Genomic DNA, 24167 nt, shown 5'->3' with positions numbered 1-24167 from the left:
ATCCCAAGCGCAAAACACCAGCGCGGCAAAGGAGGGATGCGTTGCGTGGACGCGCCGATGACTTCCCCCGCTGGCGTTTTGCGGGGGCAGTCTATACTCGGGATCGATTTTGGTAGCCAACCCTGTTGGAGGGGGTAACTGCTTTTTCCGAGTATCAAACCAAAAAGGTCACCGCATCACTCATGGCCAATAAACTCACTGCAAAGACTGCCATCGTCACCGGGGCGGCCCAAGGGATTGGCGCCGCGATCGTGCGACTCTTCGCGCAAGAGGATTGCTTTGTCTACGTCACGGATATCAACGATGAGCTCGGCAGCGCCGTTGCAGCTTCACTCGGCGATCGCGCCAGCTATCTGCGCCTCGATGTGCGGCGCGAAGAAGATTGGCAGCGAGTGACCACGCAAATCCTCAAGGAGCGCGGCAGACTGGACGTGCTGGTGAACAATGCAGGTATCACCGGATTTGAGCACGGTGCCGTGGCGCATGACCCGGAGCATGCACGCCTGGAGGACTGGCACGCTGTGCATCGGACCAATCTCGATGGCGTATTCCTGGGTTGCAAGTACGCCATTCGCGCCATGCGGGCTCACGGAACAGGCTCCATTATCAACATCTCCTCCCGGTCAGGCCTGGTTGGCATTCCGGGCGCCGCGGCCTATGCGTCGTCCAAGGGCGCAGTGCGTAACCACACCAAGACGGTGGCGCTTTACTGCGCCGAGCAAGGGCTCAGAATCCGGTGCAACTCGATTCATCCCGCGGCCATCCTCACGCCCATGTGGGAGCCCATGTTGGGCACCGGCGAGGATCGTCACGAACGCATGGCTGCACTGGTTCGAGACACTCCACTGCGAAGGTTCGGGATGCCCGAAGAGGTGGCGGCGCTGGCACTGTTACTTGCCTCTGATGAAGCGACGTACATGACCGGCAGTGAGCTCAACATCGACGGCGGCCTCTTGGCAGGCACCGCCGCGACGCCCAGCGTAGTGGACGACAGCGACGCGGTGCAAAACTGATCGCTATCGATCCATACCGTTCGCTCACCGCGGAAAAATGCCACCAGCACATTGCGTTACGGCCGGGCCTGGCCGCAGTTCGGTGAAGAAACCGCGGCGGCGGGTTGGATACCGTTTTCCAGTGCAGGGTGAAGTTTGAAGGTGGCCATGCGGGCTCCTCCTGTTCAGGCTGCCCCCAGGTAAATGCCCCTAGATAAAGAATAGCGCGCGGTGTGTTTTTCGAATGCACGAATCCCCCCCTCCCCGAGGGGGCGTATCGGCGAAACCTGCTCCTATGATCGATCCAGAGCCCCTTCAAAGGTGGCCGACCGACGACCGAAGGAGAGAACCACCGATGATACCCCGTACCCTGTTTGACCATGAGCACGAGGAGTTTCGCAGCAGCGTGCGGCGCTTCCTGGCTGAGGAATGTGCACCCTGCCTCGAACAGTGGGAAACAGACCATCGGGTCCCGCGGTACATCTGGGAGCGGGCTGGCGCGCTGGGCATGCTCAATGCCACCACTCCCGAAGCCTATGGCGGACTGGGGCTGGATCGGCGTTTCTCGATGATCGCCACCGAGGAAATCTACCGCGCGGGCCAGGCGTCGGGGCTGATCGGTTTCGGCGTGCATGACATTGTCGCCGGTTACCTGGTGAATTTCGGCAGCGAACAGCAAAAGCACACCTGGCTGCCGAAAATGGCGGCAGGCCAAGCCATCGGCGCGGTGGCGATGACCGAGCCGGATACCGGCTCCGACCTGCAAGCGGTCAAGACCCGCGCTGTGCTGGACGGTGATGAGTACGTCATCAACGGTGCCAAGACGTTCATATCCAACGGCAGCAACTGCGACCTGGTGGTCGTCGTCGCCAAGACCGGCAATACCGGCAAGGGCGCCCAGGACATCTCGCTGATCCTGGTCGAAACCGACCGCGCAGGCTTCAGTCGGTCCCAGCCCTTGCGAAAGGTCGGCCTGCACGCCCAGGACACCACCATGCTGTTCTTCGACAACGTCCGGGTGCCCAGGGAAAACCTGCTGGGTGGTGTGGCCGGGCAGGGCTTCATCCAGTTGATGAAGGAGTTGGCCTGGGAACGGCTGTCCATCGCCATCAGCAGCGTTGCCGGTGCCGAGGCGGTGCTCGACAGCACGCTGGACTACACCAAGGGCCGCAGCGTGTTCGGCAAGCCCATCTTCGCCTTCCAGAACACCCGCTTCAAATTGGCCGACCTGAAGATGCAATTGGCGGTGTCGCAGAACTACGTCGACCGCTGCATGGAGCAAAGCCTGGCGCGAACCCTCAGCCCGGAAGCGGCAGCCTCGGCCAAATTGTGGTGCTCGGACCTCTACACCAAGGTCGTGGACGAATGCGTCCAGCTGCATGGCGGCAACGGCTACATGCTCGAGTACCCGGTCGCCCGTCACTACCTCGATCACCGCGTCCTGCGCATTGCCGGCGGCGCCAACGACATCATGAAAGATCTGGTCGGGCGCACGCTCTGATCAGGGTTGCAGAGGATTACCCATGGAATACCTGATACCCCGTAGCTTGTTCAGCACTGAGCACGATGAGTTTCGACGCGCCTGCCGCCGCTTCATGGAGCAGCAGGTCAACCCGTTCCATGCCCAGTGGGAGAAAGACAAGTGCGTACCCCGCGAGGTCTGGCGCAAGGCTGGCGAGATGGGAATGCTCTTGCCTTCGATGCCAGAGGAATATGGCGGGCCCGGCGCCGATCGCCTGTTCGACATGGTCTTTGCCGAAGAATTCATGCGTGCCGGCGCTTCCGGCCTGATTGGTTTCGGTGTGCACGGCCTGGTGGCCAACTACATCCTCAACTACGGCACCGAGGCGCAGAAGCAGGCTTGGTTGCCGAAAATGATCGCGGGTACAACCGTGGGCGCCATCGCCATGACCGAACCCAACACCGGTTCGGACCTGCAGGCGGTGCGCACGCGCGCCAGGGTCGAAGGTGACGAGTTAATCATCAACGGCTCCAAGACGTTCATTTCCAATGGCGCGTCCTGCGATCTGGCGTTGGTGGTCTGCAAGACCGGCGAAAGTGGCAAGGGCGCCCAGGACATCTCGCTGATCATCGTCGAGAAAGAGCGTAAAGGCTTCAGCCGATCGCAGCCGCTGGAAAAGATCGGCCTGCACGCCCAGGACACCAGCATGCTGTTCTTCGACGATTGCCACGTGCCGGCCGAAAACGTGCTCGGCGGCGTGCAAGGGCAGGGCTTCTACCAGCTCATGCATGACCTGGCGTGGGAACGGATCATCGGCGCCGTCGGTTTTCAGGCCCAGGCAGAGGCGGCGCTGGATCACACCATCGAATACACCCGTACGCGCATGGTCTTCGGCAAGCCTGTGCTGGACTTCCAGAACTCGCGTTTCACCCTGGCGCAACTCAAGACCGAAATACAGATCGGCCGCTCATGGGTCGACAGCTGCATGGCCTTGCTGCTGCGCGACGAACTGACAGCCGAAGCGGCCGCGGTGGCCAAGTACTGGACCGCGGAGCTCAGCAGCCGCGTGGTCGATGCGTGCCTGCAACTGCACGGCGGCAATGGCTACATGACCGAATACCCGATTGCCAGGTTGTACCTCGACACCCGTGGCAACCGGATCTGGGGTGGTACCAACGAAATCATGAAAGAAATCATCGCTCGCACGTTGTGAGCGCGATCATAGGAGAGCAAACGTGTCTCAAGAAATTCGCTTTGACGGCAAAGTTGCCATCGTCACCGGCGCCGGCAACGGCCTGGGACGCGCCCACGCCTTACTGCTGGGTTCGCGGGGTGCCAGGGTCGTGGTCAATGACCTGGGCGTCAGCACCGAAGGCCTGGGCAGTTCAAGCGCGGCGGCCGATGAAGTGGTTGCGCAGATCCGCGCCATGGGTGGCGAGGCTGTCGCCGACTACCACTCGGTGACCGAGGGCGAGAAAATCGTCGCCACCGCGCTCGAGGTGTTTGGCACGGTCGATATTCTGATCAACAACGCCGGCGTCCTGCGCGACAGTTCGTTCCACAAGATGACCGAAGAGCAGTGGGACCTGATCCAGGAAGTGCACGTGAAGGGCGCCTTCCGCCTGACCCACGCCGTGTGGCCGATCATGCGTGAAAAAGGCTACGGGCGCATCATCATGACCGCATCCGGCGCCGGCATCTTCGGTAATTTCGGCCAGTGCAACTATTCCACCGCCAAGTCGGGCTTGATCGGTTTCGCCAACTCGTTGGCCATCGAGGGCGCGAGCAAGAACATCCGGGTCAACACCATTGCCCCGGTCGCCGCTTCACGCATGGTGATCGCCAGCGGGCTGTTCCCCCAGGAGCTGCACGACAAAGTCAAAGTCGAAGACTGCGCGCCGCTGGTGGGGTGGCTGTGCAGCGAGGAGTGTACAGACACCGGCGGCCTGTTCGAGGTCGGCGGTGGCTTCCATGCGAAATACCGTTGGGAGCGTTCCCACGGCCGGTTCCTGCACACCAATACCCTGAGCCCGGAACTGGTTCGCGATAACTGGTTGCGCATCACTCATTTCGATGAGCGCAGCGTTCATCACACCGACGGTGCCGATGGACTCAAAGAGCTGTTTACACGCATGGAGTCGCCTGCCAAGGGGGGCAATGCTTTCGTTGATATGGAAGTGGCAGCCAACGCCGTCTCCCACCTCGAAACCGAGTACGACCAGAACGATGCCGCGCTCTATGCCCTGGCCGTAGGCGCTGCCAAGGACCCCTTGGACCGCGATGAGTTGAAGTACGTCAACGAGTTCCTCGGCGATGAATTCCGTGTACTGCCGACCATGGCCGTGTTGCCGGCGACCGAAGTGTTCCTGCGTGCCGCCAAGTCCGGCGAGCCACAGCTGGAAGGCCTGAACGTGCCATTCGCCAAAGGCCTGCATGGCGAACAGTACACCGTGATGTATCGTCCGTTGCCCCCTAAAGCCAAGCTCAAGCACAGCATGCGCTTGAAGTCGGCGATCGACAAAGGCAAGAGCACCGTCACCATCCTGGCCATCGAGACCACCGACGAGCACGGCACGCCGCTGTTCTACAACGAAGTGACGGGCTTCTACCCTGGCGTGCCGGGTGCAGGCCTGCAACGTGTGGTCAGCGAAGAGATCAACGTGGCTCCGCAACGTGAACCCGATGCGGTGCTGGCGGACAAGACCGAAGTCAACCAGGCGCTGCTGTATCGCCTGTGCGGGGACTGGAACCCGATGCACATCGATCCGGACTACGCCGCCAAGGCTGGCTACGAGAAACCGTTCCTGCATGGCCTGTGCACCTTCGGCTACCTCGGTCGCCATGTGATCAAGGCGTTCTGCGGCAACGATTCGCGTCTGTTCAAGAGCGTGCGCGCGCGCTTCGCCGCCATCGTGATGCCCGGCGATACCTTGGAAACCCGTATGTGGCGTGAGTCGCCGACGCGCATCATCGTCGAGATGCGTGCGGTCGAGCGTGACGTTGTCGTATTGAAAAATGGTGCGGTCGAATTGTTCGAGTCCGTACCGGCCTGATTGCCTGGCCACCTGCCGCTTACATGAACGGTAAGCGGCAGTTTTTCTATTTCAGGAGAGCACGATGCAACGTTGCGTCAATGTGATTGGCGTAGGTATGTCGCCCTTCAGTCCAGCCGCGCTGGGTCCCGATCCGCACGTACGGATCGGCACTACGATAGGACATGCGCTTGCCGACGCCGGTTTGTCCGCTAGCAATATTGCGGCGGTCCATGCGGTTACGGGCGCGATGGATGGTGGGACCTTGCAGCGTGCTCTGCAGACAGTAGGGCTTGCGCAAGTCCCGCTCTTTCACTTTGCACCGGACGACGCTGATGGCAGCGCGTTGTTTGCACGCGCTTGCCAGGCCATCCTCCTCGGGCAGGCGGAAAGCATTCTGGTGCTGGGTATCGAGGGGGTGCCTGCGCCAACCCTGGGGCTTGAACGGCTTGGCGCCGTGGCTCAGGAGTACATGGCGCGCTACCTGACTCGACGAGAAACCTTCGCCATGATCGCCGTCAAGGCGCGCCAGCATGCCGCGCTCAATCCACTGGTCGCGTCCAATAGCCTTCTGACGCTCGATCGTGTATTGCAGGCGCAGATGATCGCCGATCCACTTACCCATCCGCAGGTGGCCTGGGCCAGCTCAGGCGTAGCAGCGGTTTTATTGTGTTCCAGTGAATTTGCCAGGCGCCATGGCAACGGCGTGCTGGTTCAAGTCGTTGCCCAGGCCTGTGTAACCCCACAGCAAGTGAACGATCAAGGGGCGATCTTCGCCGGTGTCGACTATGAGGTCAACGTGGCCGCCGCTCGTGAGTTGTATGAGCAAGCGGGCAGGGGGCCGCAGGAGGTTGATGTTTGCGAACTGCACGACCTCAGCACGGCCAGCGAGTTGTTACTCTACGAAGCGCTGGGTTTCTGTGCCGAAGGCTACGGTGAGAAACTGGTCGAAGACGGCGATAATACCTACGGCGGCAACCTGGTCATCAATCCATCCGGTGGCTTGCTGACCTTGGGGCAAGCCTCGGCGGCGAGCGCCCTGGCGCAATGTATAGAGCTTGTGCACCAACTGCGTGGCAGCGCCGGCCGACGCCAGGTAGCCGATGCGCAACTGGCGCTGCAGCATCAGACGGGTGACGACGGCACCGTGACCACGACGCTTTTTCAGCGCGGGTGAGGTGCCGCGACGGGTTACGAAAAGAATAATTCAAATGGGTGGAACACCTCCCTTCAAATGCAGGATCTGTCATGAACAACAACAATAAGCACCCGACACTGTTGCATCGCTTCCTTCATTGGGAGCACAGCACGCCAGATGCCATCTACCTGACCCAGCCCTTGCCCGATGGCGGCGTGCAAGACTACAGCTGGCGTGAAGTGGGCGACCAGGCGCGGCGCATGGCTGCTCACCTGCAGAGCCTGAACTTGCCGGCGAAGTCTTCGATTGGCATCTACGGCAAGAACTCCGCCCACTGGATCATTGCCGACCTGGCGATCTGGATGGCCGGGCATGTCAGCGTCCCGCTGTACACCACTGCCAATAGCGACACGGTGCGTTACGTGGTGGAACATGCTGAAGTTCGGCTGCTTTTCGTCGGTCGCCTTGAGGGCGAAGTGGCGGGCTGGAACGCCGTTTGTGCTTCGATTCCGCCCGATTTACCGTTGATCGATTTGCCTATGTCCAGCTGCGGCAAGGGTGAATCCTGGGATCAGATCATCGCCCGCACCGCGCCCCTGCAAGCGGTGGTCGAAGCGGTGCCAGACGAACTTGCCACCATCATTTACACCTCGGGCAGCACCGGCGCTCCCAAAGGTGTGATGCACAGCTTCGGCGCCATGTACGCCGCACCGGCGGTGACCGGTTGCATGTATGCCAACGGCAAGGGCACGAGCAATGATGATCGGCTATTGTCCTATCTGCCATTGGCCCATACCGCCGAACGGGCGGTGGTGGAAGCGGTGTCGCTGTACAGCGGCTGCCAGGTGTTCTTCAACCTGGGCCTGGAAACCTTCAGTGATGACCTGCGCCGAGCGCGCCCGACGATTTTCCTGTCCATGCCCAGGTTGTGGGGCAAGTTCTATCAGGGCATCAACGAGCGGATCGATCCTGCCAGACAGGCCGCCGTCTTCGCCGATCCGGTGGAAGGCAAGCTGATGAAGGTGCAGATTCTCTCGGCCCTTGGGCTTGACCAGGTGCATACCGGCCTGTCCGGCTCCGCGCCGCTGCCGGTCAAGGTGATGGAGTGGTACCGTGAGTTGGGCCTTGAACTGCTGGAAGGCTATGGCATGTCGGAGAACTTCGGTACCTCGCATTTCAGCCTGCCGGGTCAGGTGCGTGTTGGTTACGTTGGGGCGGCGATCCCGGGTGTCGAATGCCGTATCGGCGACAACAATGAAATCCTGGTGAAAAGCCCGGCGCAGATGCTGGGCTATTACAAGCAACCCGATCTGACCGCCCAGAGCTACACCAGCGACGGTCTGTTCTGCACCGGTGACCGTGGCGAACTGGATGAGCAAGGGCGCCTGCGTATCACCGGGCGGGTCAAGGAGTTGTTCAAGACCGCCAAGGGCAAGTACGTCGCGCCTGTCCCTATCGAAGCCAAACTGGGCAATCATCCGCGTGTCGAGGCGTCGTGCGTCACTGGGGTTGGCCTGGCGCAGCCACTGGCCTTGCTCAACGTTTCCCTTGATACCCGCGCCGCACTCGCCACCGCCGAAGGTCGTGACAAGGTTGCCACTGAGCTCGAGGTTTTCCTGACTGAGGTAAACGCCCTGTTCGAGGCGCATGAGCAATTGGGGGCCCTGGTGGTGGTGGCCGAACCCTGGACCGTCACCAATGCGCTGCTGACACCGACCCTGAAGATCCGCCGTAGCCTGATCGAGGAGCGCTATCAGGGCCAGATCGAAGCCTGGGGCGCCAGCCGCTGCAAGGTTGTTTTTGAGTAAAGCCACGCTGCTACATAAGTAAGCCGACCTTTGGGTCGGCTTTTTTATTGCTCTTTCCACGCAGAGCATGGGAACGATCCAATACCCGCGCTACGTAACATCGGCCAGTTTGCCGCACACATGATCGTTCCCACGCTCTGCGTGGGAATGCATCCCGTGACGCGCCGCGTCACCCGTGCGCAAGGCTCACGTCATGTATGCCGGCAAACGCAAAACGCCCCGCAAGCGGGGCGTCTGTTCAACCAGTGTTGCTTGTGTCAGCGAATACCTGCGTTACGCAACGCCGCCGGCGTGAAGTCTGCCAGTTTGGTGCGGGCGCCGTACTGAGGCGCCGATTTCGCTTCGTTGCTCATGGTAGCGACGATGTAGCGACCGGCCAGAAGGTCGTAGAACCCCTGGGCGGCAGGTGCATTCAAGCTTTTTTCATAATTGTTGTAGGTGTAGTTTTCACCGACACGCCACAGTTGGCCACGGCCGTCGTAATGGTCCACCTCGGAGAGTACCCAGGTGTCTTCATCGAAATACATGTCGCGCTTGGCGTAGATATGCCGTTCGCCCGCCTTCAGTGTCGCCTGCACGTGCCACACGCGATGCAGCTCGTAGCGGGTCAGGTCCTGGTTGATATGGCCAGGCTTGATGATGTCCGCGTACTTCAGGTTTGGCGACTGCAGCTTGTAGTTGTTGTAGGGGATGTACATCTCCTTCTTGCCGATCAGCTTCCAGTCATAGCGATCGGGCGAGCCGTTCATCATGTCGGCGTTGTCGGAAGTGCGCATGCCATCCGAGGCCAGGCCAGGAGCATCGTAGGCCAGCTGTGGCGCGCGACGAACACGGCGCTGACCGGCGTTGTAGGTCCAGGCCTTGCGCGGCTCGGTGACCTGGTCGATGGTTTCATGGGCCATGGACACCGTGCCGGCCAGGCGTGCCGGCGCGTCGACGGCGAAAATGTAGTAATAGAGGATGTTCTTCTCGGCCTGCAGGTCCACGCCCTCCATGTATTGCGGGAAGCTGTTCTGGTCGTGCGTCTCGACGATGGTGTAGTCACCATTGACCTGCGGCACCGCCTGGACCGACCAGCGCTCGACGTTCTCGCCGCGAAAGCGCGTTACAAAGTTCCAGTAGACCTCGACGCCACTCTTGGGGATCGGGAAGGCGTAGTAACGCGAATCGGCGAAATTAGCCAAGCCCGTGCCGTCGTTGACCAGCTGCACATTGACCGCACTTTTCTTCGCGGCCGCGTAGATGCCCACAGGTGCCGCAGCGGTACGGTGACTGGGATAGACCGGAATTTTGTAAGTGTCCGGATAGCGCTGGAACATGGCGAGCTGGCCGGGAGTCAGCTTGTTCTTGTATTGCTGGGCGTTGGCCGCAGTGATGGTGAACAGCGGCTTCTCGTTCTTGAAGGGGTCGCCCAGGAAACCCTTGGCGTCCACCGGTGCGGCGCCTGGCTTGAGGCCGCCATCCCAGGCGGGAATGCTCTTGTCGGCGTTGCCTTCCTTTTGTGCGCCCAATGGCGTCAACGAAGTGCCAAGCTGTGCTGCTTCCTGTTCGCTGACGGCGGCCATGACGCCGCTGGCCAGCAGGGAGAGCGCCAGGCCTGCGCAGGTGATGATCTTGCTTGCTTTCATGGATGTACCCTCTGTCTGTTGCGGCTCAGAAGTTGACGCCGAAGCTGAGCGAGACGAAGTCCCGGTCGGTGGTGGTGTTGAATTGGCCGCCGAAGAAGTCCGTGTAGCTCAGGCTTGCGGTGTAGGTGGAGAGGTAGTCGGCATCCACGCCGACGCTGACGGCCTTCGCGCCTTCCTCGAAGTTCGGGCCCCAGCCGTCCACGTCATGGGACCAGGCCAGGTTCGGCGAGAGGTTGATGCCGGCGATGACGTTGGTGTAGTCCAGCTTCGCTCGCGCTCGATAGCCCCAGGAATCGGTGGTGTAGAAGCCGTGGCTGTTGCACTCCTTCTGCGGGTTGGTCGCGGTCGCGCAGACGCTGGCATTCTGGGTACCGGGGAATTCACCGGCGCCAAACACCGGGCTGCGGCCAAACCGCACATCGGTGCCATCCGCCGAGCCAAGGCCATTGATGCGGTTGTAGCCGACTTCGCCGACCAGGGTCAGGCGGCTGGCACCCAGGACCTGATCGAAGAACTGCGTGGCCGTCACCTGCGCCTGCATCACCGGCATCCGTTTGTAGCCAGGCAGGTCACCGCCCAGCGCCCGCGCGGTTTCGCCAGAGGTAAAGACCGGAGAGGTCTGGGTAGTGAAATTGGTATCGGTGGATTGAATCGCCGCCAGGTTCAGGTCGGCGGTGTTGATTTGCAGCGGCATGTTGGGGCGGTAGCTCAGCTCGCCACCGACGGAGGTTTCGCCCAGGGTGGTCTGGAAGCTCAGCCCATAAAGGCGGATGTCCTCTGGATAGTCGACGAAGTAGCGCGCGGCACGTACCCGGTCGAACTGGTTCTGCGCCACGCCCAGTGCCCGTGCAGCGGGTGGCAGGGCGCCCACCTGGGCAGCCGTGATCGGCGCGACGGTGGTTTGCTTGAAGCTAAGGTAAGGGTTGCGGCTGTGGTAGTTCATGGCATAGAAGCCGAACTCGGTGTCGTGCAGGTCCGGGGCGAACCAGCGCAAGGCGATGCCGTATTGGCCACTGTCCCGCGGATCGTTGTCCTTGACGCGAGGCATGTAGACGTCGTCAACCACGCGGCCGGTGAGAATCTGCGCCGCGCTCGCGGTGTTTCTGGCCACACCCGGCGCCAGATCGGGGCCGGCAAACACCAGGCGATCGTTGCAGCCCTGGGGCAGGGGATCGGAACCGAAGAAAGTGCCGCAGTTGTCGACCACTGAGTTGGCCCATTGGATCTGGTAGAAGCCCTCGACGGTAAGGTTCTCCGCCAGGCCCTGGGACAGATAGAGCATGTTGACCGGGATCAGGCCTTCCTTCACTTCCGCGCCGGGGCGGCGCAAGGCGGCGACGTCGACCGGGTTGATGCTGTTGATCGAGTTGCCGATGAAGGTGCTCTCGCCCCAGCTCACCACCTGTTTACCCAGGCGCACGTTGCCCGGCAGGTCGCCCAGGTTGTAGTTGTGATAGATGAAGGCGTCGAGGAACTCCGCCCCCGAAGACTTGGCCAGGTCATCGCGGCCGCTGTCGTCGATGTCGTAGAACCGGCGGTGCTCGTCCTTCAGTTCGAAGTCATACCAATACTTGCCGCGCACGAAGACGCCGCTGTCGCCGTACTTCAGTTCAAGGTCATGCACGCCCTTGAAGATCTTCGAGAAGGTTTCTCCCTTCTTGAAGTTCTGCCGGTTGTCATCCGCTGTGCGAGTGGCCGATTCACCCCGAAGGCCAAGGGTGTTGGCGGCGTTGATGAATTTGGGGTCAGGCCCACGTACGGCCCAACTGGAACCGATGGATAGGGATGAATCGAACTGACCTTCGATTTCGCCGATCTGGAAGTCAACAGCGTTGGCACCGGCGCACGACCCAAGGCCCACGGCCAAAGCCAGCAGGTGAGGGCGCAACTCGATGGGAAAAGTGGTGGTGGACCACTGGCGTCGGGAGCTCTTATGTCTTGCGAAAGTCACGTGTTGGTTACCCCTTTGATCTTGTTGTTCTTGTGTACCGCCACGCAACGCTAACGCCACTGCCTTTTGTGCCTCCCCCTCGAGTGGGGGGGGATCCCCCTCCATTGGTCGCGCCCCCCGATTGCTTTGCGCAAGGCCTTGAAGCCCCCTCCACCGGAGGGGGTATGGGGGCGTGCGGTGTACGTGACCATCGTTCGACGGTTTGCTGCGCTCGCTCCAGGCTGGGGCGTGCGGCACAGGCCTGATAACTGACCTTGGAGAAAGTGATGTCCCAGAAAGTAATTGTTGCCGGTGTCGGCATGATCCCCTTTGCCAAGCCCGGCCAGAGCGGTACCTACGTCGAGATGGGCGCGCAAGCCATTCGCCAGGCGCTGCAGGATGCCGGCCTGGATTACCGCAAGGTGCAGCAGGCCTACGCCGGTTATGTGTACGGCGACTCCACCAGCGGCCAGTCGGCGCTCTACGAGGTGGGCCTGACCGGTATTCCGGTAATCAACGTCAACAACAACTGCGGCAGCGGCTCTTCCGCGCACTATCTGGCGCGCCAGGCGGTGGAAAGCGGTGCGGTGGATTGCGCACTGGCGTTTGGCTTTGAGCAGATGCAGCCCGGCGCCCTCAAATCCCATTGGCTTGATCGGCCGATCACGTATGGCAAGGGCCATGAAGTGGCTGACGCGATCTTCCCTGAAGGCCGTGAAATGCCGGACGCCCTGAAGTTCTTCGGCGGCGCTGGCAAAGAGCACATGGAGAAATACGGCACGAAGATGGAAACCTTCGCCGCCATTCGCGCCAAGGCCAGCCGCCATGGTGCGAACAACCCGTTGTCGGTATTCAAGAAGGTACTGACGACCGAAGAAGTCATGGCAGACCAGGTGATTTTCCCGGGCGTCATGACCCGTCTGATGGCGTGCCCGCCGACCTGTGGCGGTGCTGCAACCATCCTGGTTTCTGAGCGTTTCGCCAAGCAACACGGTTTGCGTACCGATGTCTGCATCCTGGCCCAGTCCCTGGTGACCGACCAGCCGCAAGCTTTCGAACCGCGTTCGCTGATCAGCATCGTCGGCGTTGGCATGACCCGTCAGGCTTCGACCGAAGTGTACGAAAAGGCCGGCGTCGGCCCCGAAGACATCCGCATCTGCGAGCTGCACGACTGCTTCGCCCACAACGAACTGTTGACCTATGAAGGCCTGGGTTTCTGCCCGGAAGGCGGTGCCGAAAAATTCGTCATGGACGGCGACAACACGTATGGCGGGCAAGTGGTGATCAATCCGTCCGGCGGTCTGCTGTCCAAAGGTCACCCGCTGGGCGCCACCGGCCTGGCCCAATGCTACGAGCTGACCCATCAGCTTCGCGGCACCGCCGACAAACGCCAGGTCGACAATATTCATCACGCCTTGCAGCACAACCTGGGCTTGGGCGGCGCGGGCATCGTGACGCTTTTCGGCCGCGGCTGATGACACGGCGAGCCTGTCGAGGGCGCGCCTTTTTCTCACAATGAGGACTGCGTGACATGCCAGACAAGAGTCTGATCGGCCGCTCATTGGGCGTGACCACTTGCGAAGTTGAAAAGGGGCGCTTGCGCTTTTTCGCCAAGGCCATCGGCGAAACCGACCCGGTCTACACCGATGAAGATGCCGCCCGAAACGCCGGGCACCGCTCATTGCCGGTACCGCCCAGTTTCCTGATGTGCCTGGAAGCCGAAGGGCGCGACAGCGACCATATCGTCCAGGACATATTCGGCTTCGACCTGGGGCGCATCCTGCATGCCGAACAGGGGTTCGACTATCACGGCCTGGCCTATGCCGGCGACGTGCTCACCTTCGACACCCGGGTGGTGGATGTCTACGACAAGAAAGGTGGGGCGCTGACCTTCGTGGTGCAACAAACCCGAGTCACCAACCAGGAAGGTCAGCACATCGCTGATATCCGCTCGTCACTCGTGCAACGCTGAGGAACCCGTCATGAACCTTTCCCAGCTGCACGATGTGCAGATCGGCTTTGAGCTGCCGCCGCTGGTTTTACCCGCCATCAACCGTACTACCCTGGCGTTGTATGCGGGCGCCTCGGGTGATCACAACCAGGTGCACATCGACCTGGATTTCGCCCGCAAGGCCCGTCAGCCCGATGTCTTCGCCCACGGCATGCTCTCGGTGGCCTACCTCGGCCGCCTGCTCACCGCCTGGATACCGCAGCAGCAGATCCGCAGCCTGGCAGTGCGCTTCACCGGCATTACCCAACTCGGCCACATCCCCACGTGCCACGGCAAGGTCATTGAGCTGTTCGAGGTCGATGGCGAACGACGTGCGCGCCTGGCGATTCGCTGTGTCAATCAATACGGCGACGAAAAACTGCTCGGCGAAGCGACCGTGGCACTCACCTGAAATCCAACAAAAACAAGGTATATCCCCATGAAAAAGCTCGAAGGCAAAGTCGCCCTGGTCACCGGTTCCGGTCGTGGCATCGGGCGCAGTGTCGCCCTTAAACTGGCCAGCGACGGCGCGCGCGTCGTGGTCAACGACCTGGACGCCGGCCCCGCTGAAGAAGTGGTAGCGCAAATACGTGCCCTGGGTGGTGAAGCCGTCGCGTGTGTCGGCAGCGTCACTGCGGCCGACTTCGCCGACCGCTTCGTCAAGACCGCGGTCGACAACTATGGCGCCATCGACATCATCGTCAACAACGCCGGCTACACCTGGGACAACGTGATCCAGAAGATGAGCGATGAGCAGTGGTACGCCATCATCGACTGTCACATCACAGCGCCGTTTCGCATCCTGCGCGCTGCCCAGCCGATCATCAGCGCCATGGCCAAGAAAGAGGCGGCCGAAGGTCGAGTGGTCAATCGCAAGGTGGTCAATATCGCGTCGACGTCCGCTGGCGGTAACCCAGGCCAGGTCAACTACTCCACGGCCAAGGCTGGCGTGCTGGGCATGACCAAATGCCTGGCCAAGGAATGGGGACGCATGAAGGTTAACGTCAATGCGGTGGCCTTCGGTCATATCGAAACCCGCCAGACCCAACCGGTGGAGGGTGATCCGCACTTCATCAACATCGAAGGTCGCGAGATCAAGGTGGGCATCAGCCCTGCCATTGTCGAACAGTCCAAAAGCATGATTCCACTGGGTCGTCCAGGCAACACCGAGGAGGCTGCCGGCGCCGTGTACCTGTTCTGCATCCCGGAATCGGATTACGTCAGCGGCCAGGTACTGGTCTGCGGCGGTGGTCTGGGTAACGTCTGAGAACCTTGCGGGGCGTTTCGGCGCTCCGCCATGCCTGCGTTCCGGAAGGTGCACATCTCCGGTTCGGCGGCTGGCGTTTCCGCTTTTACAGCCACTCACTTGGTAGAACCTGTAGGAGCGAGCATGCTCGCGATGAGCCTGAGAGCACCGAGGGTATCAGGTGCCCAGTGTCATCGTTGACGACCCTCGCGAGCATGCTCGCTCCTACAGGGCCTCGCGCGCCGGTTTGACCGTTCCCACGCTCGGCGTGGGAACGATCATGAGGCATCAGGCCTGCAGTCAGAGCGCCTGCTTGTCTTCAACCTTCGGTGCGAGCGGTTTTCGGCCAACGCGTCGACCTTTCTCAACCTTCGGTGCCTGTTGCGCCAAGCCCTTCATCTCCTCGTACGAATCCATAAGACACTGCGCGAGAAAGTCCGGGTCGGGAACGACGTTCGGTGAACTGGTCAGTGAGATGAACATTTTTCCGCAGTAGCTGGAGGGGTTCCAGATCAACGACAGTCCATCGACCAGCGGGCCGACACCGCACCAATACACCAGCTTGGCGCCGAGCATGTAGAGCGGCACATTGGGGCCGGGGACGTTGGTCACCATGCAATTGTGCAGGATCACCGGGCCCTTGCCGCCCATGCCCATCAGCGTCGCCAGGCGCCCGGCCAGGCCCAGGGTGGCGGGGGGCGCGAATTTCTGCAGGTTGGTCAGGTCGCTTGCTCCGACTGCATTCTGGATCGCCTTGGATTGCGAGGTGGCAACCTGCAACGCCTCCAGGCGGGCGACCGGGTCTTCGATGTCCGTGCGCAGGGGGAAGGTCAGCATCGATACAGTATTGCCGGCGGCGACGCTTTCATTGCCCTGACGGGTGTTGACCGGTGCCAGGGTCACCAACGATTTCTCTGGCAGTTCATCCTTTGCAATCAGGTAACGACGCATCGCGCCGCCGACCAAGGCCAGTACCGCATCGTTGACCGTGGCCCCGGGCACCAGGCTCTTGATCTGTTTCACTACGCCCAGATCGAGCGTGACCGAATCCCAGACCCGGCTGGACGTCACGTTACTGTTGAAGCGGGTGCGCGGCGCGCCGCCTTCGGAGCCCAGTACCGAATAGGCCATTTTGCGCAGGCTGGCCATGGTGAGCTTGGGCAGCACGCGCGCCAACGGCAGGGCCATGCGCGCGCAGGACATGGCGTTGTCGGTCAGCATGCGGCTGAGCGTGTCCAGTGGCCCCCGGCGCGCCGGCAAGCTCGCCGCTGCGCACGCCTTGTCCACCACTGCAACGGGCTTGCCCTGAGCGCCGGCCACATCGTGCAAGGCCCAGGTCAGTTCCGCTGCGGCGGCGCCATCCATTGCGGCGTGATGGGTCTTGGTGAGAATGGCGAAGCTGCCCTTGGGGATGCCCTCGATGTTGTCGAGGCCTTCGATCACGTACATCTCCCAGGGTGCCCGGGAAAGATCCACGGAGCGGGCATGGATACGCGACACCAAGATGCAGAACTGGCGCCAGTCTCCGGGTTTGGGCAGCGCGAAATGGCGAACGTGGAAGTCGATGTCGAACAGGTCGTCTTCCACCCAGTAGGGATAACCGAGACCTAAGGGCACCTGGACGATCTTGCGCTTGAACACCGGCGAGACGTCCAGGCGCTCGGAGATATGCTGGACGATCTGCCGAAAGCCGAGGCGTTGTCCCTCTACCGTGGACTGATCGTAGATGTAGATCATGGTGCAGTGCGACGCGGCATGCGGACGATCGACTTTCAGGAACAGGGCGTCTAGCCCGCTTAGTTTGCTCATCGTTGAGGCTCTCGATAGGTGGTAGTTGTGGAATGCCCGAGAGCTGTCGATCGTGCTCGTCCGGGCCCCGTCAATGCGACGAAGGTCGACGACTGTCAGATTCGTCGATCTGCGGGTGCCCGGTCCCCCTGCAAAAGGGGGGGAGCACCTGGCTGGCGCGGTCTTTATCCTGCAGGCCGTCGCAGGGGCCTGTGCGCGTCGTCGGGACACGCAAGCTGACCCTCGGCCGCAGAGGAGTTTTGTGTGTTGATTGAAGAACGCTGCGCGAGTGTGCAACAGTCAGGCGATTCACTCAGTCCCTGGTGGGAGCGTTTGCCCGAAGACTTCTGGCGGCAGGCCGATAGCACTGAACTGGATCCCCGACACCCCTTGAAGATCCATGGCACTGCCGCTATCGAACGAGTGATGCGCACCGCCTTGTCGACTACGGTCGCGGCAAGCGCCCTGGCGACGTTATCCAGGCCTGGCCGTTTGCAGCGTGAATTCGAGGCGCTGAGCTTCTACGAACCGCTGGCGCGCGCCGCCGACGCCTCGCGGGTATTTCTGCCGCCGCCAAAGGACATCGTGATCACGCAGCGCGAGTTGCCTGGCAAGGACATCCGCCGACTGCAGCTACGTTTCGCAAGCCCGTTCAAACCGCTCAACCCTTACGCCCGCCCGCAGTTCGAGTCCATGCAGCGCAACGCCTACGCACATGCCCAGCACTGGTGCCATGGTGATCGGCCGCGACCGACGCTGATCGTCATCCATGGTTTCGCTGCTGACCCGCACTGGATCAATGCCCACGTCCTGTCGCTGGCCGGTTTCTACCGACGCGGCTACGACGTCCTGTTATTCACGTTTCCGCACCACGGCCCGCGCGCCGAACGCGGCAACTGGTTCAGCGGCCAGGGACTGTTCGGCAGTGGGCTGGCGGCGTTTAACGAGGCGCCGCTGCATGCGATCCACGACCTGAGGGTGTTCATCAGTTATCTGCAGGGGCGTGGTGTCGAGCAGATCGGTGTGACGGGCATCTCCCTGGGAGGTTACACAGCGGCGCTGTTGGCGGCCGTTGACGAGCGCCTGGCCTGGTGCGTGCCGATTGTGCCCGCGGTCAGCCCGATCGATGCGTTCCTTGAGTGGCAACCCACGGGGCTACTGCTTTCCCGGCTGATGCGCAGCCAGGGCATTGGCGTGGCCCAAATGCGCGGGTTATTGGCTGTGCACAACCCGCTGACCTACGCCCCATGCCTGGACGGCGAGCGCATGCTGGTCATCGGCGGCGCAGGAGACCGAGTCACCTTGCCACGGCATGTTCGCCTGCTGCACCAGCACTGGCCGGGCAGCGAGATGCACTGGTTTGCGGGTAACCACATCCTGCATCTGGGCCGGCGTGAGTACCTGGCACGCATGGGTCAATTGATGGATCGGTACGCTGGCGCCTTGTAGGCGCGAGCCTGCTCGCGGTGGACGATAACGAAAACACGGAATCGCTGGATGAACTCGGCGTCTTCTAACTCATCGCGAGCAGGCTCGCTCCTACAGGTTATTGGTTTATGCCTTGGAATCCCGTCGATCCTTCAGGGCGTGAGCCGGTATCCCGATCAGCAACACCAGCGCTCCTAGCACCATCACCAGCGCCATTACATCGAACGCCAGGTACAGGCTGCCAGTGGCGGATTTAATCGAGCCGACAGCGGCCTGGCTGAGCACGCCGGCAAGGTTGCCCAGGCTGCTGATGACTGCAATGCCACCTGCCGCACCGGCCTTGTTCAGCAAAGCCGGCGGGATCGTCCAGAACAGCGGGATGGCCGACAGCGCAGCAGCGGAGCCCAAACTCATGAGAAAGATTGACAGCACCACATTGCCCTGCACCAGGCCGAGCAGGGCAAAACTGCCCGCGCCCACGATCATGGTCAGGCCCAGATGCCAGCGGCGTTCCATATGCCGGTCGGAACTGCGCCCCAGCAAATACATGGCACACACCGCGACGATAAAGGGCAGGGCGGCCAGCATGCCGATCAGCTTCAGGTCTTCCAGGCCAAAGCCACGGATCAGCGTCGGGATCCAGTAGGTCACGGTGTTGGAACCGCTGTAGATGCAAAAGTAGACGAGTCCGGCGATGTACATTCGAGGCTCGCGCAGCACACCACCGAAGTGACTGCCAACCGCGCCCGGTTCACTGCAAATGTCCTGGGCGATCTGGCGCTTTTCTTCAGCGCTCAGCCAGTTGGACTGCTCGGGACGGTCAGTCAGCCAGAACCAGCCGAAGATGCCCAGTAGAATGGTGGGCGCGCCGGTCAGGATGAACAGCATTTGCCAGTCCTTGAACCCCAGCCAGCCATCCAGGTGGCTCATGATCACGCCAGACAGGGGGCCGCAAATGATCCCGGCCACCATGCCCGCCATCAACAATCCGGCCGTGACCCGCCCACGCAAGGACGCTGGCAACCAGTACGTCATGTACAGGATTATTCCCGGAAAGAACCCGGCCTCTGCCATGCCCAGCAGGAACCGTGCGGCGATCAATTGGTTGGCCGTGGTGACGAAGGCCGTCGCCACGGTGACCATGCCCCACAGCAGCATGATGCGGGTGATGGTGCGGCGAGCGCCGACCCGTTGCATGTACAGGTTGCTGGGGACCTCGAAGAGGATATAGCCGAGGTAGAAAATCCCCGCGCCGATACCGTAGGCAGCGTCGCTGAGCAGAATGTCCTCGGCCATGCGCAGCTTGGCGAACGACAGGTTTATCCGGTCGATGGCATTGACGATGAACGCCAGCATCAGGAAGGGCATCAACCGCCACAGCACCTTGGCGTAGACGCGCCTCGTGCCAGGGTCTGCGCTAGCGATGTCCGGATACTGCGAGAGGGTGTCATTCATGTGTCGCTCCGACGCGGAAAGTGGTGATTGGGAGACTTGAGGTTGTTCACACGACGAGCTCGATCAGGAACGGCCCGGGGCGGCGGTTGGCCATTGCGAACAGTTCGTTGAAACGCTCCATGGTGTCGGCCCTTGCCGCTTCCACACCCATACCCGTGGCGATCTGTACCCAGTCCAGGTCCGGGTTGCCGAGATCGAGCATGTTCATGGCGGTTGCACCGGCCGTGGCGCCGACGTTGGCCAGTTCGAGCTGGAGGATGGCGTACTTGCGGTTGGCGAGGATCACCACGGTGACGTCGAGGCGCTCGCGGGCCATGGTCCACAGTGCCTGCGGCGTATACATGGCGGAACCGTCGGCCTGCAGGGCGACTACCCGTCGCCCGGGAGCGGCGACCGCGGCGCCGAGGGCCATCGGCAGGCCGTGACCGATGGCTCCACCGGTGTTCTGCAGCCAGTCATGGGGTGCGGCATGCCGGGTTCCTGGATAGAACGCATGGCCAAAGGTCGCGGCCTCATCGACCACGATCGCATGTTCCGGCAGCAGGACACTGAGTGACTGGGCGACCGCTGCGGAACTCAGCGGGCCGCTGCCGAGGTGGGTTTCGGCAGCGGCCTGGGGGCAGGTCAGAGGCGGCGCTGCCAGTTCCTCGGCCAAGCGGCGCAGAGCATCGGCCAGGTCCTCTTCCGGGCGCGCCAGCACGTGGACCGTGGCATCGTCTGCATAGGGCCGAGAGGATTTGCCCGGGTAGGCGAAAAAATTTGCCGGTGCCGGGGCGCCGACCAGGATGATATTGGCGATGCCGGCGAGCCGGGCGCGGGCAGCGTCTGCGAAGTAGGGTATCCGCTCGATCTCGAAGCGCCCGCGCCCGCGGGGTATGCGCGCGTTCTGTACCGGACAGAAGAGTTGCGCACCTGTCGCCGCCGCGATGCGCTGGGCATCGGCCATGGCATCCTCTGCCAGGGCACGACCGGCCACCAGCAACAGGCTGGGCTGGCCACTGCGCAAGGTGCGGGCGATCTTCAGCAGCACATCGGGGCAAACGCGTGGCGCGGGTATCGCCGGCATGGGTGCTGCGACCTGGCCGCCTGCATCCCAGCTGACATCAGACGGCAGGATCAGGCTGGCGATGCCGCCCGGAGCGGTACAGGCAGCCTGGATCGCCGCCGCTGCGGCAGTACCGACCGCGCCAGCCTCAGTGGCGGTGCGCGTCCAGACCGACACGGGACGTGCCCAACCTTCGACGTCGGCGGTCAGTGGCGTGTCGTACTGGCGGTGATAGGTGGCGTGGTCACCAATGATGTTGATGACCGGCGAGTTCGCTCGTCGGGCGTTGTGCAGATTGGCCAGGCCGTTTGCCAGGCCGGGGCCGCAGTGCAGCAACGTGGCCGCAGGCTTGCCGGCAATGCGCGCATAGCCATCCGCCGCGCCGGTTACGACGCCTTCGAACAGGCCCAGCACGCAGCGCATGCCGGGGACGCGGTCGAGCGCGGCAACAAAATGCATTTCGCTGGTCCCGGGATTGGCGAAGCACGTGTCCACACCCCCTTCCAGCAGCGTGCGTACCAGGCTTTCGGCACCATTGATTGGCGCACAACGGTTGCTCATGTGTATTCCTCTTGGGCTTGTTGTTGTAGGCGAGGTCTTTCGTAGGGCGAGTATAGGGATCGGGCGGGCGCGTACGTTCCGGATTCGGGTGGTCGATAAAGTGCTGCCAACCCTATGAAAAAAATAGGTTTATTCGTTTTTTCGGAAATAGGCTCAGCGACGCCTCCGGATAACGTGGCCCCCACTCTGAAGGAGGGGGGAGAGGGATTGAGACGAACCTCTACGGTATCGGCCTGGAGCCTCACGCCAGACGAGCGGAGGTCGTCAAAACCAAAACTGGAGAACCCTTGCGATGCTATCGATGGCATTCAATACCACCCGCTCGATCATCATCGAGCGCGGTGCCGCCACCCGTCTTGCCACGCAGGTGCTGGACCTGGGGGCCAGCTCTGTGCTGCTGGTGACCGACGCAGGCGTGATGGCAGCCGGGTTGCTCGAACCGGTGCTGAATGGTTTTGCTGCGGCAGGCGTGCCGGTGCAGGTATTTGCCGAGGTACTGGCCGACCCGCCAGAGGCGGTGATTCTCGCTGCGGTTGAAGCGGGCAGGGCTTGCGGCGCCGATTGCGTGGTCGGATTTGGCGGCGGCAGTTCGCTGGATGCCGCCAAGCTGGCCGCGTTGCTGTTACGCGGTGGCGAAGAGCTGGCGAAGATCTATGGCATCAACCAGAGCAAGGGCGCACGCCTGCCGCTGATCCTGGTGCCCACCACCGCCGGTACTGGCTCCGAGGTTACCGCCGTCTCGGTGGTCACCACCGGTGCCGGTGAAAAGAACGTGGTGATCTCGCCCTCCCTGTTGCCAGACCTGGCGGTGCTGGATGCCGAATTGACGTTGGGGTTGCCAGCGCATATCACTGCCGCGACCGGTATTGATGCCATGGTCCATGCGGTGGAGGCCTACACCAGTCGCCACCTGAAAAACCCGCTCTCCGACTGCCTCGCCAAAGATGCCTTGCGCCTGCTCTGCGGTAGCCTGCATCAAGCCTGCAATGAGGGTGCCGATCTGGTCGCTCGGGAGAACATGCTGCTGGGTGCATGCCTGGCCGGCATGGCCTTTGCCAACTCACCGGTGGCTGCGGTGCACGCACTGGCCTACCCGATTGGCGCGCGTTTCCATGTGCCGCACGGGGTGTCCAACGCGCTGGTGCTGGGTGCGGTGATGCGCTTCAACCTGGAGGCGGCAGCGCCGCTCTACGCGCAGCTCGCCGAGATCGTGCTGCCAAGCGAGACGGGCAGCGTACTGCACAGAGCACGCGCCCTGGCCGATTATCTGGGCGGGCTGGCCGGTGAACTGCAATTGCCGACCCGTTTGCGCGACGTGGGCATCGGCGAGGCCGATATCCAGGCCCTGGCCGAGGATGCGATGAAGCAAGCGCGCCTGCTCGGCAACAATCCGCGCACGGTAAGCCTGGCCGACGTCCTGGCGATCTACCGGGAGGTGCTATGAGCGGCAAGGCCTACCGTCCCCGACGCGAAGATTTCCGGTGCTTCTATACCCTCGGTACACGTTGGGGTGACCATGACTCCTACGGTCATGTGCAGAACATCGTCTACTACTCGTTTTTCGATTCGGCGATCAGTCATTTCCTGGTGGAGCAGGACACCCTGGACATCGACAGCAGCCCGGTCATCGGCCTGATCGTCGAGTCGAGCTGCACCTTCCTTTCTCCCATCACCTTTCCCGACGTGGTGACGGTGGGTTTGCGCATCAGCCATCTGGGCAACAGCAGTGCGCGTTACGAGCTGGGCATCTTCCGCAACGACGAATCCGAGGCGTCGGCGCTGGGCTATGTCGTCTATGTGTACGTCGATCGCGCGAGCAACGTCTCGGTCGCCATACCTGAGGGAGTACGGGAGGCATTGCGCCGGCTTGTCGACTGATCCCCAACGTGGTTGCGAATAGCCCAACGACACCACTGTACACAGCGCACAGTGGTGTTGATGGTTATCCAAGATCACAGGGTTGGCGCCTGCCGCAACGGCCGGATATTGCGGCAGCTTCCGACATGGCAGGATCGTTCAACAGCGTCAGTGCGAATGCCGTGGTTCGCCGCCGCTTCGGGCAATGACGCGCAAATGCAGGGTGGCCGGTTCCAGGCATCCGCCGGTGGACAGCTGTCCGACCAGTTGCCGGTAAAGCTCTTGCCAAGGGGTTTGCGAAGCCTTGATGTTGGGCGTCCACTCGGCACGGCGACGGGCCATTTCGGCTTCGTCGACCAGCAGGTTCACCGATCTGGCGTTGAGGTCCACGCGCAGGCGGTCGTTGGTTTTCAGTAACGCCAGGCCACCGCCCACGGCGCGGCGGTACCTGGGACAAGGGAAAAGGCTTCGATACGTTCGGCCCGCTCGGCCCGTGGCTGGTCACCCGGGATGAAATTGCCGACCCGCATGCCCTCGACCTGTGGCTGGAGGTTGACGGCCACCGCTACCAGCAAGGCAACACGCGCACGCTGATCTTCAATGTGCCGCAACTGATTGCCTACCTGAGTCGCTGCATGAGCCTGCAACCGGGCGATGTGATTTCCACGGGCACGCCACCGGGCGTCGGGCTGGGCATCAAGCCACAGCCGGTGTTCCTGCGTGCGGGGCAGACGATTCGCCTGGGCATCGCGGGCTTGGGCGAGCAGCGACAGGTGACCGTGCAAGCGGATTGACCCGCAATAACGA

General features: G+C 62.0%; 18 protein-coding genes and 2 pseudogenes. 14 read left to right on the top strand and 6 right to left on the bottom strand.

The genetic code is table 11. The annotated features are described in order from the left end of the window. Positions 1-182: 182 nt before the first annotated feature. From QLG10_RS13895 to QLG10_RS13870, 6 genes are all read left to right on the top strand, one after another. Positions 183-1013 (top strand): SDR family oxidoreductase, encoded by an 831-nt coding sequence (locus QLG10_RS13895; protein WP_248677447.1) that lies wholly within the window; start codon positions 183-185, stop codon positions 1011-1013. Between the two features lie 334 nt (positions 1014-1347). After that, a complete protein-coding gene (locus tag QLG10_RS13890; RefSeq protein WP_248677449.1) occupies positions 1348-2493 on the top strand; it encodes an acyl-CoA dehydrogenase family protein in 1146 nt (381 codons plus the stop codon). Positions 2494-2524: 31 nt separating this feature from the next. Continuing rightward, the gene (locus QLG10_RS13885) at positions 2525-3667 is read left to right on the top strand and encodes an acyl-CoA dehydrogenase family protein (protein ID WP_248677474.1); all 1143 of its coding nucleotides are present in this window, start codon (positions 2525-2527) and stop codon (positions 3665-3667) included. Between the two features lie 22 nt (positions 3668-3689). Next, complete coding sequence (locus tag QLG10_RS13880) at positions 3690-5507, top strand: SDR family oxidoreductase (protein WP_248677450.1); 1818 nt, start codon at positions 3690-3692, stop codon at positions 5505-5507. A gap of 64 nt (positions 5508-5571) precedes the next feature. Continuing rightward, positions 5572-6663 carry a lipid-transfer protein gene (locus QLG10_RS13875; RefSeq protein ID WP_282487542.1) on the top strand — a complete coding sequence of 364 codons (1092 nt, stop codon included), beginning with the start codon at positions 5572-5574 and terminating at the stop codon, positions 6661-6663. A gap of 71 nt (positions 6664-6734) precedes the next feature. Continuing rightward, complete coding sequence (locus QLG10_RS13870) at positions 6735-8432, top strand: AMP-binding protein (RefSeq protein WP_282487541.1); 1698 nt, start codon at positions 6735-6737, stop codon at positions 8430-8432. A 257-nt stretch (positions 8433-8689) separates the two neighbouring features. On the opposite strand, the gene QLG10_RS13865 is transcribed toward QLG10_RS13870, so the two are convergent. Continuing rightward, a complete protein-coding gene (locus QLG10_RS13865; RefSeq protein WP_282487540.1) occupies positions 8690-10060 on the bottom strand; it encodes a DUF1329 domain-containing protein in 1371 nt (456 codons plus the stop codon). A gap of 25 nt (positions 10061-10085) precedes the next feature. After that, positions 10086-11954, bottom strand: coding sequence for a DUF1302 domain-containing protein (locus QLG10_RS13860; RefSeq protein ID WP_282487562.1), 1869 nt, complete (start codon positions 11952-11954; stop codon positions 10086-10088). A 323-nt stretch (positions 11955-12277) separates the two neighbouring features. Here QLG10_RS13860 and QLG10_RS13855 point away from each other — a divergent pair, with 323 nt between their 5' ends. The 4 genes from QLG10_RS13855 to QLG10_RS13840 are packed head-to-tail and all read left to right on the top strand — an operon-like array spanning position 12278 to position 15247. Next, on the top strand, positions 12278-13465 hold the full coding sequence (locus QLG10_RS13855) for a lipid-transfer protein (protein ID WP_282487539.1): 1188 nt from the start codon (positions 12278-12280) through the stop codon (positions 13463-13465). A 56-nt stretch (positions 13466-13521) separates the two neighbouring features. Further along, a complete protein-coding gene (locus QLG10_RS13850; protein ID WP_248677454.1) occupies positions 13522-13962 on the top strand; it encodes a MaoC family dehydratase N-terminal domain-containing protein in 441 nt (146 codons plus the stop codon). Between the two features lie 10 nt (positions 13963-13972). Next, positions 13973-14392: a MaoC/PaaZ C-terminal domain-containing protein gene (locus QLG10_RS13845; RefSeq protein WP_282487538.1), complete on the top strand. Its 420-nt coding sequence runs from the start codon at positions 13973-13975 to the stop codon at positions 14390-14392. Positions 14393-14419: 27 nt separating this feature from the next. Then, entirely contained in the window at positions 14420-15247 is an 828-nt protein-coding gene (locus QLG10_RS13840; protein WP_020798318.1) for an SDR family NAD(P)-dependent oxidoreductase, read from the top strand. 279 nt (positions 15248-15526) lie between these two features. On the opposite strand, the gene QLG10_RS13835 is transcribed toward QLG10_RS13840, so the two are convergent. Continuing rightward, positions 15527-17035, bottom strand: coding sequence for a wax ester/triacylglycerol synthase family O-acyltransferase (locus QLG10_RS13835; RefSeq protein ID WP_248677456.1), 1509 nt, complete (start codon positions 17033-17035; stop codon positions 15527-15529). A gap of 243 nt (positions 17036-17278) precedes the next feature. Here QLG10_RS13835 and QLG10_RS13830 point away from each other — a divergent pair, with 243 nt between their 5' ends. Continuing rightward, positions 17279-18463: an alpha/beta hydrolase family protein gene (locus tag QLG10_RS13830; protein WP_248677457.1), complete on the top strand. Its 1185-nt coding sequence runs from the start codon at positions 17279-17281 to the stop codon at positions 18461-18463. 105 nt (positions 18464-18568) lie between these two features. On the opposite strand, the gene QLG10_RS13825 is transcribed toward QLG10_RS13830, so the two are convergent. Both QLG10_RS13825 and QLG10_RS13820 read right to left on the bottom strand, forming a co-directional pair. After that, on the bottom strand, positions 18569-19897 hold the full coding sequence (locus QLG10_RS13825) for an MFS transporter (protein WP_248677458.1): 1329 nt from the start codon (positions 19895-19897) through the stop codon (positions 18569-18571). Between the two features lie 46 nt (positions 19898-19943). Continuing rightward, on the bottom strand, positions 19944-21503 hold the full coding sequence (locus QLG10_RS13820) for an acetolactate synthase large subunit (protein WP_282487537.1): 1560 nt from the start codon (positions 21501-21503) through the stop codon (positions 19944-19946). 292 nt (positions 21504-21795) lie between these two features. Here QLG10_RS13820 and QLG10_RS13815 point away from each other — a divergent pair, with 292 nt between their 5' ends. Beyond that, positions 21796-22947 carry an iron-containing alcohol dehydrogenase gene (locus QLG10_RS13815; RefSeq protein ID WP_282487536.1) on the top strand — a complete coding sequence of 384 codons (1152 nt, stop codon included), beginning with the start codon at positions 21796-21798 and terminating at the stop codon, positions 22945-22947. Continuing rightward, positions 22944-23381, top strand: a complete 438-nt coding sequence (locus tag QLG10_RS13810) for a thioesterase family protein (protein WP_248677461.1) — start codon at positions 22944-22946, stop codon at positions 23379-23381. The genes QLG10_RS13815 and QLG10_RS13810 overlap by 4 nt, the downstream gene beginning before the upstream one ends. 147 nt (positions 23382-23528) lie before the next feature. Here QLG10_RS13810 and QLG10_RS13805 read toward each other — a convergent pair. Next, positions 23529-23798: pseudogene (locus QLG10_RS13805) on the bottom strand (dihydroxy-acid dehydratase); the annotation flags it as partial. On the opposite strand from QLG10_RS13805, the pseudogene QLG10_RS13800 reads away from it, so the two are divergent. Next, positions 23798-24154 (top strand): annotated as a pseudogene (locus QLG10_RS13800) (fumarylacetoacetate hydrolase family protein); the annotation flags it as partial. The pseudogenes QLG10_RS13805 and QLG10_RS13800 overlap by 1 nt on opposite strands. Positions 24155-24167: the final 13 nt, after the last annotated feature.

This window comes from Pseudomonas sp. V98_8 (genome assembly GCF_029967975.1).
Lineage (GTDB): Bacteria > Pseudomonadota > Gammaproteobacteria > Pseudomonadales > Pseudomonadaceae > Aquipseudomonas > Aquipseudomonas umsongensis.
Note: the sequence above shows the minus strand (reverse complement) of the source record. Positions and strands in the feature narration are given on the sequence as shown.